Source organism: Trinickia sp. (assembly GCF_057351765.1).
In genome coordinates this window covers 114499-128476 of record NZ_JBMRBK010000022.1, presented here as the reverse complement: position 1 = coordinate 128476, position 13978 = coordinate 114499, and the positions used below count along the sequence as shown (strand labels likewise).

Annotated in this window: 12 protein-coding genes; 9 read left to right on the top strand and 3 right to left on the bottom strand. The window is 65.9% G+C overall.

Features of this window, described 5'->3' with window-relative positions; all coding sequences use genetic code 11:
• The 6 genes from ACO1XS_RS05205 to ACO1XS_RS05180 all read left to right on the top strand — a co-directional run bounded on the left by ACO1XS_RS05205 (position 1) and on the right by ACO1XS_RS05180 (position 5377).
• On the top strand, positions 1-1209 hold the full coding sequence (locus ACO1XS_RS05205; protein ID WP_486390152.1) for an ATP-grasp domain-containing protein: 1209 nt from the start codon (positions 1-3) through the stop codon (positions 1207-1209).
• Positions 1184-2218: a methenyltetrahydromethanopterin cyclohydrolase gene (gene mch / locus ACO1XS_RS05200; RefSeq protein WP_331565943.1), complete on the top strand. Its 1035-nt coding sequence runs from the start codon at positions 1184-1186 to the stop codon at positions 2216-2218. The genes ACO1XS_RS05205 and mch overlap by 26 nt, the downstream gene beginning before the upstream one ends.
• A complete protein-coding gene (locus tag ACO1XS_RS05195; RefSeq protein ID WP_486390151.1) occupies positions 2215-3276 on the top strand; it encodes an ATP-grasp domain-containing protein in 1062 nt (353 codons plus the stop codon). The genes mch and ACO1XS_RS05195 overlap by 4 nt, the downstream gene beginning before the upstream one ends.
• Positions 3269-4147, top strand: coding sequence for a triphosphoribosyl-dephospho-CoA synthase (locus ACO1XS_RS05190; RefSeq protein WP_486390150.1), 879 nt, complete (start codon positions 3269-3271; stop codon positions 4145-4147). Before ACO1XS_RS05195 ends, ACO1XS_RS05190 begins: the two co-directional genes overlap by 8 nt.
• 182 nt (positions 4148-4329) lie before the next feature.
• The gene (gene fae, locus ACO1XS_RS05185; protein ID WP_331565949.1) at positions 4330-4839 is read left to right on the top strand and encodes a formaldehyde-activating enzyme; all 510 of its coding nucleotides are present in this window, start codon (positions 4330-4332) and stop codon (positions 4837-4839) included.
• Between the two features lie 124 nt (positions 4840-4963).
• Positions 4964-5377: a hypothetical protein gene (locus ACO1XS_RS05180; RefSeq protein ID WP_414720132.1), complete on the top strand. Its 414-nt coding sequence runs from the start codon at positions 4964-4966 to the stop codon at positions 5375-5377.
• Positions 5378-5450: 73 nt separating this feature from the next.
• On the opposite strand, the gene ACO1XS_RS05175 is transcribed toward ACO1XS_RS05180, so the two are convergent.
• On the bottom strand, positions 5451-5963 hold the full coding sequence (locus tag ACO1XS_RS05175) for a dihydroneopterin aldolase (protein WP_481581596.1): 513 nt from the start codon (positions 5961-5963) through the stop codon (positions 5451-5453).
• Positions 5964-6320: 357 nt separating this feature from the next.
• Between ACO1XS_RS05175 and ACO1XS_RS05170 the strand changes: the two genes are divergently transcribed.
• The 3 genes from ACO1XS_RS05170 to ACO1XS_RS05160 are packed head-to-tail and all read left to right on the top strand — an operon-like array spanning position 6321 to position 10317.
• Positions 6321-8366, top strand: coding sequence for a sigma-54-dependent Fis family transcriptional regulator (locus ACO1XS_RS05170; RefSeq protein WP_331565953.1), 2046 nt, complete (start codon positions 6321-6323; stop codon positions 8364-8366).
• Entirely contained in the window at positions 8363-8959 is a 597-nt protein-coding gene (locus ACO1XS_RS05165; RefSeq protein ID WP_331565955.1) for a flavoprotein, read from the top strand. The genes ACO1XS_RS05170 and ACO1XS_RS05165 overlap by 4 nt, the downstream gene beginning before the upstream one ends.
• Positions 8938-10317 (top strand): DUF6513 domain-containing protein, encoded by a 1380-nt coding sequence (locus ACO1XS_RS05160; protein WP_331565957.1) that lies wholly within the window; start codon positions 8938-8940, stop codon positions 10315-10317. Before ACO1XS_RS05165 ends, ACO1XS_RS05160 begins: the two co-directional genes overlap by 22 nt.
• A gap of 76 nt (positions 10318-10393) precedes the next feature.
• On the opposite strand, the gene ACO1XS_RS05155 is transcribed toward ACO1XS_RS05160, so the two are convergent.
• Together ACO1XS_RS05155 and fba are read right to left on the bottom strand one after the other, a co-directional pair.
• Positions 10394-12400, bottom strand: a complete 2007-nt coding sequence (locus tag ACO1XS_RS05155; protein ID WP_486390149.1) for a type III secretion system effector XopP — start codon at positions 12398-12400, stop codon at positions 10394-10396.
• 515 nt (positions 12401-12915) lie between these two features.
• A complete protein-coding gene (gene fba / locus ACO1XS_RS05150; RefSeq protein WP_331565961.1) occupies positions 12916-13953 on the bottom strand; it encodes a class II fructose-bisphosphate aldolase in 1038 nt (345 codons plus the stop codon).
• Positions 13954-13978: the final 25 nt, after the last annotated feature.

Below are 13978 nucleotides of genomic sequence, written 5' to 3'. Positions count from 1 at the left end.
ATGACACAGCTCGCGCCTTCACGCAGCGCACCGCTCATTGCGGTCGCGGGGCTGTCGGCACGCATGCTCGCCCAGTCCGCGCATCGAGCGGGGCTGCGGGCAGCCGCGCTCGACATCTTCGGCGATCGCGATACCCGCGCGGCCTCGGCGCTGTGGTTCGACGTCGCGGGCGACGGGCTCGCGATCGATCCCGATCGCCTCGTCGATGCGCTGCGCCGCATCGCCCGGCTGCCTCGCGTGGCAGGCTGGATTGCGGGCAGCGGGACCGAACCTTTCGTCGACGAACTCGCAGGGCTTGCGGGACTGCCCGCGCTCATCGGTAACGGTCCCGAGGCGCGCCGCGCCGTGCGCGAGCCACGGCGGTTTTTCGCGCTGCTCGACTCGCTCGGCGTGCCGCACCCGGCCGTCTCATTCGAGCGCCCCGATGGGCCCGCCGCCGACTGGCTCGTCAAACGGGCCGACGGCTGCGGCGGCACACATATCGTCCCTGCCGGAGCAGCAGGCGCCGTTGCGTCGCCGGCCAGCTACTTTCAGCGCAGGACGCGAGGCAAACCCTGCTCGGCGCTGTTCGTCGCCGCGCACGGCACGGCCTCGGTGCTCGGATTTGCCGAAGAATTGAACGCCTCTATCGACGGATTGCCGTTCGTGCATACGGGCGCCATCGGGCCAATCGAGTTGCCGCCCCGTCTCGGCGCCCAGCTGCGCGAGGCCATCGGCGAAATCTGCCGGCACACGGGCCTCGTCGGCATCAACAGCTGCGATTTTCTGCTCGACGACGATGGGTTCTCGCTGCTCGAAATCAATGCGCGGCCGTCGGCGACGATGTCGCTGTACGAAGCCGTCTGGGGGCAATACTGGCCCCTGGGCTTGCTGGAGTGCCACCTCGCGGCCTGCATGCGTGGGCGGCTGCCATCCGTACCGCCCGGCCCCGCCGGGCAGTGCGCGGGTCAGCAGGTCTTGTTCGCCCCCTACGCATTCAACGCATCGCAAACACTGAGCGATGCCTGTCTCGCCGACCCCGGTTGCCGCGATATCCCCATGCCCGGTACGCACATCGCAGCCGGGCAGCCGCTTTGCATGGTCGTCGCCCGCGCGCCGACACGCCAGGCCGTCATGCATGCGCTCGACCAGGCGCACGCACGCGTTCTCGACCGAATCGACCTACCTTCCCGCGAGTTCCGCCATGTCCTCACCGCATCCCAAGCCTGAGCGCGAAGCACCCCTCAGCGTCAACGCGCTCAGCGAGCGCCATGTCGCAGCGCTGCTAGACAACGCCGGACAGCTTGGCGTCGCGCTGACGCGGACCGACGCCGGGACCGTACTCGCCGACGCGGGCGTACATGCGCCGGGCGGCATCGAGGCCGGGCTGCTCGTCGCACGCATCTGCATGGGCGGGCTCGGCACGGTCGGCCTGCGGGCCAGCTTCGACGCGGCCCCGCTTTGGCCCACGTCGATCGAAGTCCATACGTCCTCGCCCGTGCTGGCCTGCCTGGCCAGCCAGTATGCGGGCTGGAGCCTCGCGGCCACGAAAGAGCAGACGGGCGGCAAGAAATTCTTCTCGCTCGGCTCCGGTCCCGCACGCGCGCTGGCGGGCAAGGAGCCGCTGTTCGGCGAGCTCGGCTACCGCGACGCGCACACGCGCGGCGCGCTCGTACTCGAAGTCGATCGTCTGCCGCCGCAAATCATCATCGACAAAGTGCTCGGCGACTGCGGCCTCGCTCCCGATGCGCTGACGATCGTCGTCACGCCGACGCACTCGTTGGCCGGCACCGTGCAGGTCGTGGCCCGTGTCGTCGAAGTCGCGCTGCACAAAACACATGTGCTCGGCGTGGCGCTCGACGAAGTCGTGGAGGGCTCGGGCTGCGCGCCGCTGCCGCCCCCCTCGCCCGATGGCATCGAGGCCATGGGCCGCACCAACGACGCCATTCTGTACGGCGGCCGCGTGCATCTGACGGTGCGCCACGACGCAGCGGCGAAAAAGCTCGCCGTCGAGTTGCCCAGTGCAAACTCGCGCGATTACGGGCGACCGTTCGCCGAGATATTCACGTCGTTCAACTACGATTTTTATCAGATCGATCCCGCGCTGTTCGCACCGGCGGAAGTGTGGGTCAGCAGTCTGGAAAGCGGCGCGACCTGGCACGGGGGCGGGGTCAACGCCTCGCTCTTGCATCAACAGTGGAACGGCGCCGTCGATGACAGCCTCCCGGATCGAACATGAGCTCACTCGATCCCTCTTTGCACGCAATGCGCGGCACGCCTGCGGCAACGGGCCTGCGCATCGCGATCATGACCGACGAGACGGGTTGGCACACCGGCCGGCTCAAGAAAGCCTTCCGCGCGCGCGGCGTCGAGGCCCGCTGCGTCGATCTCGCCGATTGCCGCATCGATACGACCTGGCAGCCGCACGGCCTCGCGATACCGGGGTTTGGACACGGCCTGCCCGACGCGGTCTTCGTACGCGGGATCGCGGGCGGCACGTTCGAGCAGGTGACGCTGCGGCTCGGCGTCCTGCACGCGCTGCGCGAGTTGGGCGTGCCGGTCTACAACGATGCGCGCGCGATCGAGCGCAGCGTCGACAAATCGATGACGAGCTTTTTGCTGCATCGCCACGGCGTGCCGACACCGCCGACATGGGCGAGCGAGTCGACCGCTTTCGCGCAGCGGCTGCTGATGCGGGAAACCGCCGCGGGGCGCGCGCTCGTCATCAAGCCCTTGTTCGGCTCGCAAGGGCAGGGACTGCAGCGGCTCGGCCCCGTGCGCGGCCTACGGCCGGCCGCGCGCAAGACGAGCGGCACGTCGGCCGCCGGTGCGACGTTGCCGCGGCTCGCGCCGTATCGGCACGTCGCCTATCTTCAGCGGTATGTGGAAGGCGGCAGCCCCGGTTTCGATTGGCGGGTGCTCGTGATCGGTTCGCGCGCCGTGGCGGCAATGCGCCGCGTGGGCGGCAACGGCTGGATTCACAACTTCGCGCAAGGTGCCCGCTGCGAGCCGGCCGAGCTCGACGAGGCACTCGTCAGGACCGCGGTAAGCGCAAGCGCGGCACTGGGGCTCGATTACGGCGGCGTCGATCTGATGCCGAATCCCGACGACCCGAACCGCCCGCTCGTGCTCGAAGTCAATGGCGTCGCGGCCTGGCGCGGGCTGCAATCGGTCACGTCCGTCGATATCGCCGGGGCGCTCGCCGACGATCTGCTCGAACGCAAGCTCGGCCTGACACAAGGCGCGGCGGCCGCCGATGGCTCGCGCGTGATCGATCTGCCCAAACGCCATGCGTGAACACGCGCCCCGCCGCACGGCTCCTCTGGCCGCGCCCGATGCGTTTTTGGCGGCCTGCCGGCTCGATGTCGAGGTCGCCAAACCGGGCAACGTCAGCGAACAAAGCGCAGGACACGGCATGGTGGCCGCGCAGTTCATCTCGAGCGCACGCGCGGCGGTCGCGCCGCTTTTCACACCCGGCGCGCCCGTGGGCACCCGCCTGATCGAAGCCGTCCGCGTTACGCGCGCGGCCGTCGACTGCAATACGAATCTGGGTATCGTGCTGCTCGTCGCACCGCTGGCCGCGGCGCTCGACGGCTTCGATGCTCCGCCCGACGCGCGCGATTGGCACTCAGCCACGCAGCGCGTGCTTCAGACACTCGATATCGACGATGCCCGCGCCGCGTTTCGAGCCATCGCCCTCGCCAATCCGGGGGGGCTCGGCGACGCACCCGAGCAATCGGTCCATGCGCCGCCCACCGTCGGGCTGCGCGCGGCGATGGCGCTCGCGGCCGGGCGCGACAGCATTGCGCGCCAGTATGCCGACGGCTTCGCCGACGTCTTTGCCTGCTGCGCGGCAATTGCGCCGCAGGTTCGCGAAGGACAACTCGAAACCGCCACGCTGGAAGCCTTTTTTTCGTTCCTCGGCGGCTGGCCCGATTCGCACATTATGCGCAAGCACGGCGCTGCGCTGGCGCAGAGTGTCACGGACACGGCGCGCGAGGTGCATGCGCGGTGGCGCGATCTCGTGACGAGTCGCGCGCCGCTCGCGGCCGGGACCGTGCTGGCCCGGTGGGACGCCGAACTGAAGGCGCGCGGACTGAACCCCGGTACGAGCGCGGACCTGACGGTCGCGACGCTGTTCGTCGCCCTCGCCGCCGCGCACGCCTGAGCCGCTCGTCGTGCCCGCGCCGTTCTCGCACGCAGCTACTGGCATGAAACCTGTTAGGTACAGCCACCGTGCATCGGTAGTCCACCGCGCGCCCAGCATGCGCCCTCGCGTGAACGGCGCGCCGCACGTATCGCCTGAGGGCGCCAATCAGAAAGTTGATGTCCATCCATCGGAGGAACAGCATGGCCAAAATTAATCGCGTCCTGGTAGGGGAATCGCTCGTCGGGGACGGCAACGAGGTCGCGCATATCGACTTAATCATGGGGCCGCGCGGCTCCGCCGCCGAAACCGCGTTTTGCACCGCACTGACGAACAACAAGGACGGTTTCACCTCGCTTTTGGCCGTCGTCGCGCCGAACCTCGCCACGAAGCCGAACACGGTGTTGTTCAATAAAGTCACGATCAAGGGCGCCAAGCAGGCCGTGCAGATGTTCGGGCCGGCTCAGCACGCGGTCGCGATGGCGGTGGCCGATTCGGTCGAAGACGGCACGATTCCGAAGGATGAAGCGGACGACATCTTCATCTGCGTCGGGGTCTTCATTCACTGGGAAGCCAACGACGACCAGAAAATCCACGACTACAACTACCAGGCGACCCGCGAGTCCATTCAGCGCGCCGTGGCGGGCACGCCGAGCGCGGCGACCGTCGTCGAGCAAAAGGGCAAGGTCCATCACCCGTTCTCGCCGAGCTGAAACGCTGAGCAACCCTGCCGCGCGAGGCGTTCGGCCGCGCGCGGCAGCGTCGTCGACGCCACACGCGAATGGGCGTATCGTTGACTTGCCCCACCCCGGGACGATCGAATCAGAGGCGACCAACATGTTCAACAGTGCTCGCATGATGCTTGCCTGCGGCGCGCTTGCGTCGGCGTTCGCCGGCCAGGCATGGGCGGCCGGTGACGGCGCCCCGGCCGCCGCGGGCGCGGCTCGCGCAGGCTACGACTATCCCACGCAAGGTCGCGTCGAATATGTGCTGACGTGCCTCGACGAGAACGGCCACGATTTCGCGAACGTTTACAAGTGCTCCTGCGTCATCGACAAGATGGCGGCAGTCCTACCCTACGATGAATTCGTGGGCCAGCAGACGTTTGCCCGCTATGCCACGCTCGGCGGAGAGGGCGGAGCGGAATTCCGCGTCGACCATGCCAAGGACGAATCGAAGTCTTTTCGGACATTGAAAACGAACGCCTATCGGGCTTGCGGTCTGACGGGTCCCCTCACGGCCAAGAAATAGGCGGCGCGCGCAACCGGGCTGGCCGCATGGATGCGCGCCCGTCAGCGGCGGTGGCACCGGGTCGGCGGTTCGTCTAATTCGGCTGGCTCGGAACCAGGCCGGCGCCGAGCGACGCCCAGGTGAACGCGGCGTTGCCCTCGGCGGGGCGTCGGCGCTCGATGACCACTCCCACGGCCTTCACATCGTCGAACTTCGCCGGCTTGGCGATCGCCACCCGGACCCAATACGCGCCGAAGTCGCGAATCAGGCACAGCGCCACCTTCTCGGCCAAGGCCTCGAGCAGCTTTACGCCGTGCGTCGCCAGCAGTTCGTGAAGCGCCGCGCGCACGGCCGCGTAATTGATCGTGTCTTCTATGCGATCGGTCACACAGGCCTTCAGCGAGGGGACGCCGATCGTCAGATTCATGCGTACGGCTTGTGGCAAGTGCAACTCGCTGGTATCGATGCCAATCACCGTCTCGCCGACGAAGTCCTCGATGAAAACGATATCAAGCGCGGGGGCCGCCTGCCGTTCGGACGGCATGCCGGCTTGCTGGCCTGCTGGCAAAGCGGTGGAACTCAAACGGGTGGCATCGATTCGATCCATGGTGCGCTCCGCCGCGCGACGGCAAATGACTAGACGAAAGAGGGACAGCAAGCGCTCGCGCATAACAAGCTGTACCGGCTTTGCGACAACGGCGCGCCATTCGGGGCGCCGCAACCGCATCCACTCAGTAAAGCAAGAAGCACGCTAGGGGATACCCACATAATGCGACTTCTTGTTGAACGCACGCGCCATCGAGGGTAAAGTTTTTCGAGTGCTGGAATGCTTATTCCAGCTTATGAGCCGTCGCGCACCCGGGCATCAGAATCCGCGGCGCAAAGGGGACAACGTTAAATGAGAGCGGCACTTACGAAAGCGGCTGGAAACGCCGCGCGAGGTGTGCGCCGTGGAGACAACCCCATGTCATTGCCCGCTGACAGCAGCTCGCACGTTCGTGAAGTGCTGAATGTCGTCAACCACCACCTGCCGTCCCGGCCGATGAGCGAGCCCGTCGCTCAATCGTGGGCTCGCTGCGTCAACGAGTTCAAGCTGGATCCGGGCCGCTTCGTCACGCCTCCGGTGCTGACCGATTACGAGCTCGCCGCGCGCCGCGAGGCCGTCGGTGATTTGATCGCGTGCGCCAAACTCGAGATGACGACGCTCTATCAGCAACTGGCGGATCCGGAGCTCGCCGTCGTCCTCGTCGATGCCGATGGCGTCATCGTGCATCAGGTGTCCTCGGTCCCATTCGCCGAAGCTGTCGCCGCCGACGGGTTCAGAATCGGCGCCCTCTGGAGCGAGCGCGAGGCCGGGACCAACGGGATGGGGACCTGCATTGCCGAGCGCGACTGTATCGCCGTGTGCCAGCACGAACACTTCTATACCCGCTATACGTCGCTCACTTGCACGGCCGCCCCGATCTTCGACGATCGCGGGGAAATAGCCGGCGTGCTCGATGTGACGAGCCGCTCGAAGCTCTTGCAGCAGCATTCGCTCGTACTGGTCGGCATGTCGCGCCAGATGATCGAAAACCGGCTGCTGAGCGCGCGTTTTCGTCATGTGAACATGATTCAGTTTCATAGCCGGCCGGAATTCGTCGGAACGCTGCATGGGGGCAAGCTTGCCGTCGACGACGAGGGCACCGTCCTCGCCGCCAATCGCAGCGCGGCGTTTCAGCTGGGCTGCCGCTCGCTCGACGAGTTGCGCGGCAAGCGCATCGACGAAGCGTTCAACGCGTCGCTCGAAGATATGATCGCGCGCAGCATCCGCGGCTCGTTTCATCCGATCACCGTCTACAGCGCAAGCGGCACGAATCGCTTTTTCCTCGTCGCGCAAACGCCTCAAACGACGCTCGCACGCGCAACGAGCATCGTCTCTGCGGAACCGGCCGCTCGCCGTCCGGTGCGCGATGCGGGCCCGGCGCCGAGCCGGCTGGACAAGATCTCGCATCTCGAATTCGGCGACCCGCGCATGGCCTCGCAGATCCAGCTCGCCGCACGCGTGATCCAGCGCAAGATTCCGATTGTCGTGCGCGGGCAGACCGGCACCGGCAAGGAAGTCTTTGCGCAAGCGCTCCATAGCATCAGCCCGCTCGCCAATGGGCCCTTCGTGCCAGTGAACTGCGCGTCGCTGCCCGAGAATCTGATCGAGAGCGAGCTTTTCGGCTATCGTGCCGGCGCGTTTACCGGCGCGCAGCGCGAAGGGCGCCGAGGCAAGATCGTGCAAGCCAACGGCGGCACGCTGTTTCTCGATGAAATCGGCGATATGCCGCTCGCGTTGCAGGCGCGTTTGCTGCGTGTCATCGAAGAGCACGAGGTGACGCCGCTCGGCGCCGAAACGACGGTGAAGGTCGAATTCCAGCTGATCAGCGCGAGCCACCGCAATTTGCTCGAGCTCGTGCAAAGCGGCCAATTCCGCGAAGACCTCTACTATCGGCTCAAAGGCATCGAGATCAACCTGCCGTCGCTGGCCGAACGGGCCGACAAGCTGGCGCTGATCCATCACCTGCTCGAATCCGAAACCGACGACCCGCCGGAGCTGACGGCCGAGGCACAGCGTGCGCTGCTCGGCTATGGCTGGCCTGGCAATATCCGGCAATTGCGTCACGTGTTGCAAATGGCCATTGCGCTATCGGACGGTCAGGCGATCCAGTGCGCGCATCTGCCGGCGGAGGTTCTGCAAGGCCAGGCGGCGAGCGTACCGCCGGCTGCGCCCGTGGCGCCGGCCTCGCGTGCGCCCGAGGCACCCGGGTTGCCCCATCTTGCCGAGGATGCCGATATCTCGTCGCTCAACGCGATCCAGATCAAGGAGCGCGAAACGGTGCTTTCGATGCTCGACGAGCATCGCTGGAACGTCAGCAATGTGGCGAAGGCGCTCGGCATCAGCCGCAATACGCTCTATCGCAAGATGCACCGCCTTCACATTCGCCTGTCGCACGACGGCGCCCCGATTCCACTCGACGCATGACCCAAACGAGCGTCCGTCACCTCACTCAATTCAAACCGGATGCCCGATTCGCGTGGTGCGTGACCGGCTCGGGCCACATGCTCGTAGAATCGCTCGCGCTTGCGCTGCAGTTGCCGCGCACCGATCTGTTCCTGTCGCGGGCTGCCGAGGAAGTGCTGCCGCTTTACGGTTGGCCGCTCGAACGCCTGCGCGAACACTTTCGCGTGCTGCGCGACAACAGCGCGAGCGGCGTGCCCGTCGGCATGCTTTATCACGGCATGTACCATACGGTGATCATCGCGCCGGCCACGAGCAATACCGTCGCCAAATGCGCATTCGGCATCTCCGATACGCTACCCACCAACATGTACGCGCAAGCCGGCAAACAGTGCATTTCGAGCATCGTCTATGCGTGCGATACGGAGCCGACCGTCGTCACGCAAAGCCCTGACGAATGGGTCGAACTGCGACCGCGTGCGATCGAGCTGGAAAACGTCGAGCGCTTGAAGCGCTTCGAGTACACGACGCTCGTCACTTCACCCGACGAATTGAGAACGGCACTCGACGGCCGGCTCGCCGCGCTCGATCTCGCATGGACCACATCCTCTTCCTGACCGGCCGTCTCGCCGAGCCCAGCTTGCGGCGCGTGCTGGACGGCATGGCACCCGCGCCTTTCACCTGGGAGGTGCGCGAGCTCGGGCTACAGGTCGCCGCGCTCATGACGGCCGACATGATCCGGCGGCGACTCCCCTCGCCTGTCGCTGCTGCACGTGTGATCGTGCCGGGCCGCTGCCGCGGCGATCTGCAGGCGCTGTCGGAACACTATGGCATTCCGGTGGAGCGCGGCCCCGAAGAAGTCAAAGACCTGCCCCAGTTTTTTGGACGCGAGGCGCGGCCCGTCGACCTGTCGCGCTACGACACGGAAATCTTTGCGGAAATCGTCGATGCGCCGCGGCTCGACATCGACGGTATCGTCGCTCGGGCACGCGAGTATGCAGCGCAAGGCGCCGATGTGATCGATGTCGGCTGCCTGCCCGAAACCGCGTTTCCTCACCTGGAAGAGGCGGTACTTGCGTTGAAACGCCAAGGGTTTCGCGTCAGCGTCGATTCGATGCGTACCGAGGAGCTCTTGCGCGGGGGGCGCGCGGGCGCCGATTATCTGATGAGCTTGAACGTCGATACGCTATGGGTTGCCGATGAGGTCGCGTCGACACCCATTCTCGTCGCGCGCGAACCCGGCGATCCCGCATCGCTCGATGCGGCCATCGATGCGATGCGCGCTCGCGGGCGCGCGTTCCTCGCGGATCCGATTCTCGATCCGATTCCGTTCGGACTCGCCGCATCGATCGCGCGTTACGTCGGCTTGCGCGAGCGTTATCCCGATGTCTCGATCATGATGGGCGTCGGCAATGTGACCGAGTTGACCGAGGCCGATACGAGCGGAATCAATGCGGTGTTGCTCGGCATGGCTGCCGAGCTGCATGTATCGGCGATCCTGACGACCTCGGTCAGCCGGCACGCGCGGCGGGCGGTGCGCGAAGCCGATGTCGCGCGGCGTGTCATGCATGCGGCGCGCGAGGCGCAGGTGTTGCCGAAGGGCCTGGGCGGCGAGCTGGCGACGGTTCACGAAAAGCATCCTTTTCCTTATGGCGCGGCCGAAATCGACGAGTTCGCGCGTGGTGTACGCGATCCGAACTTCCGGGTGCAGGTGGCCGAGGACGGACTCCATGTTTATAACCGCGCCGGCCATTGGCGCGGTGTCGACCCGTTCGCGATTTATCCCGAACTCGATTTCGGTACGGATGCGGGGCACGCGTTCTACATGGGCGTGCAGCTTGCGCGTGCGGAGGTCGCGTGGCAGTTGGGCAAGCGGTTCAATCAGGACGAGGCGCTCGATTGGGGCTGCGCGGTGGACCGGGCCGAGGAGGATCTCGCCGCATGGTGCGCCCCGGGCGCGACGATGAAGAAGTGAGATTGCCGCCAAATCAGTCGCCACGGGATTCGCCACGATTTCCCTTCGTGCGTCGCATCCCTCTTGGTTTCGGGGGCTAGCCGGTGCTTGCGCCCGCCTGGCGCGCGCGCGGCATCGATGAAGTCGCCGCCTCTGTGACAAGCTCCGTCGAGGGCGTCGCCCGTGCGAACAACTCCTGAAGCAACGCGGGACCGATAGCAGCGCGATGCACCTTGGCCTCGGTATGGCCCCACGCGCGCATCGCTTCCTCCCAGTTGCGCCCGAGCTTCTTTTGTTTCGCCGTCTTCAAGTGAACTGCCGTAAAGGCGCCGAACTCCATCGCGGACAACGTCTGGCTCGCCACCGGCTTCGACGTATGCAAATGCACGAACCAAGGCGCAGCATGCTGACCATCGGAAAGCCGTTTAGGCTGGATAGCGATCTCGAACAACGTACCTGATTCGCCGGTATCGCCAGCGGACGGTAGCCGGACCGGCGCACCCACACTGGCGATTTCTTCGCTGCTCAACAGCCGGCTCAGGTGTTTCGCTCGGGGCAAGGGATCTTGCTTCAGTGCATCGGCTTCGAACGTCTTTATGTTTTGCTCGAGCAGCTTCAGCGCGTCCAGACGATCCGTCAGTTGTGCGATCCGCTCGTCGTCATCGCGCTCGCTCAGCGATGCTTGCACTTGACGCACACGGTCGCTTTCGCCGAACCAGTCTCGTGCCGACACTGTGAGGTAATCGACAACTTGCACGGCGTCGTAGCGGGCGTCGTTCAGCAGCTTCTCGGCCGTACTCGTGTCTTTACCCACTGTACGCGCAACCGCGATGACGTCCGCATCCAGTCGCTTCGCCGTCGCATGATCGACCGGGCAGCGTTTCAACAGTGCGTCGGCGTTCCGTTGCGCCGGCGTGCGCAGGTCAACGGGCGCGGCTGGCGGTGCCGGCGCGGTATCGGACGGAGCGGCCGCGCGCTTGCCCGGCTTGCGGCGCTTGGGCTTCAGCCTCGAGGATGCCGCGGGGGCCGGCGATGCACCTACCGGCGCCGTGAGCATGGCGTTTCGCGGGGCGCTGCTCGAAGGGACGGTTTCGCATAAATCCAGCACGCACGCCTTGTACGCAGCGACCACGTCAGCCGTGTCGAGCATAGCGCGCCAGATTTCGCCAGCGTCATTCTGTTCGATACCGGCATCGTCCATTTCGATACTGGCGGCGACATCGAGACACAGCTTCAACCCGACCCGATCGTATTGATCGACGAATTCCTCGAGCAACGCCTTGTGCCTGTTCAGCGCTTCCGGGGGCACGCCGCCGCCGCGGGGTGCGCCCAACACCGCATCACAGACTGCCTCGTTCAACGCCGTAAAGGCTGCACTGACTTCGTCGCCCCGATAGCGCGAGGCGTCCCTCAGTTCATCCACACGCGAGGCGACGTCTGTCAGTCCTCGCTCTTCGGCCAACTGCGCCAATCGTTCGCTGTGGATGGCGATGAGCACGCCGCGCACGGACTGCGTCGCGCTCGCGCACAATGACTGTTGAGAGACGGCGACCGGCAGCGAGCTTTTGAGCTTTTCCCTGAGTTTTCTCGGCGCCTCCGGGGCTCTCGTGCGTTGCACCATGTCGTCCATCGCCGCACGATAGAGGCTCAGTTCATTCAATATCCCGACCCATTCGCCGAGATCCTGTTTCTCGCCGCGCCACGCAACCCGCAAGACGGCGGAAACCGCGGGGTCCGCCTGCAACCCCAGGTCCTGCTGCCACCTCGCGTCCAGCATGGCTTCGCGGCCCGCGAAGCCCGACGCCGCCGCCGCCGACAACATCATCCACAGCACGTTCTCATGTTCGACGGCGTCGACCGCGCGCACCCTGCTTTGTATTCTCAAAGCAGAGAGCGCGCGGAGCCCTTCGCGGGCGGATTCCATGACGGTGCGCGCAACCTTCACCTTCTGCTCGGGGCTGAGCCTGCGCCTTGGATCCACATCCGCTTCATCCCCATGCTCCGCGACAAGCATCTGCTTCCAGGCCCGGCCGCGGTCCAACGCGCGATTCAGGACATCGCCCGGATCGGCAGTTGCAGACGTCGTGCTGGACCGAGGCAACATGGCGTTGCGCGGCGGCCCGCCCCGCGGTTCGACGGGTGGCCGGGAGCTCGACGCTCGGGGAGCTAGCGCCGCGAACTGCGCGGACTGTGAGGCCGGGTGCGCACTCGCCGGCGGGCTTGCCCCTTCGGCCGCGCCCGTCGGGGCAGGCGCACAATCCGTTGCCGAATGGGTCGGCCCGACCGATTTTCCAATGCCGCCTTCGCTGACGCGTCCGCCCGTCATGATATTCCTTCGATGCTGTCCGTCGCGCTGCCCGGGCGGAAGACACCACCCTCATGAAAAAATGTGGGGGGCCATCTCCGACTCGGTGCGCCCCGAAACAGCGCACTATGTCAATGTGCACTGCGAGACACGACGATCAACAGCGAAAGAATGACGCCTTACGCGAAAGCGGCCCGACGGACGATAAGGCAGCCCACGAGGCAACAACACCCCGTAGGGCTGCCGCCGCGGCAGTCCCACGCGTCCGGGCCGCCCGACGCCGGACACGCAAGACTTGACGCCGCGGCAAGCAGTCAGTGATAGCGCTTGGCCATTGCATCGAGCGGCAGCGGTTTGATGCGCGCCGCCTGCCCCGCGCAGCCGAACGCTTCGAAACGCTGGACGCAAATGTCCTTCGCCGCCGCCGTCGCCGCCTTCAGCGCGGCGCGCGGATCGAACTCGGAGCGCGACTGCGCAAACGACCTGCGCATCGCGCCCGTCATCGCCAGCCGAATGTCCGTATCGATGTTGACCTTGCGCACACCATGCGCGATGCCTCGGCGAATCTCCTCGACGGGCACGCCGAACGTCGCCGGAATCTCGCCACCGTAGTCGCGGATCGTTTGAAGCCACTCCTGCGGCACCGACGACGAGCCGTGCATCACGAGATGCGTGTTCGGAATGCGCGCGTGAATTTCGGCGATCCGATCGATCGCGAGAATGTCGCCCGTCGGCTCGCGCGTGAACTTGTAGGCACCGTGCGAGGTGCCAATGGCTATCGCCAGCGCATCGACGCCCGTCGCCTCGACGAACGCGCGCGCCTCCTCGGGATCGGTCAGCAATTCATCGCGCGAGAGCTTGCCCTCGGCGCCCACGCCATCCTCCTCGCCCGCCTGCCCCGTTTCCAACGAACCGAGGCAGCCCAGTTCGCCCTCCACCGAGACGCCCACCGCATGCGCCGCATCGACCACCCGCCGGCTCACGTCGACGTTGTACGTGTACTGCGCAGGCGTTTTCTGATCCGGCATGAGCGAGCCGTCCATCATCACCGAAGTGAAGCCGGAGCGGATCGCCTGCTGGCAAACCGACGGGCTCGCGCCATGATCCTGATGCAGCACGACCGGAATGTCAGGATGCGCCTCCACAGCAGCCAACACGAGATGTCGCAAATAAGCCTCGCCCGCATATTTGCGCGCGCCGGCCGACGCCTGCAGGATGACCGGGCTCGCCGTCGCCTCCGCGGCTTGCATGATCGCGTGGATCTGCTCCATGTTGTTGACGTTGAACGCCGGCACGCCGTAGCCGTGCTCGGCCGCGTGATCGAGCAATTGGCGCAATGCGATGAATGCCATGATCGGGCTCCTTCCCAAAGTTAAG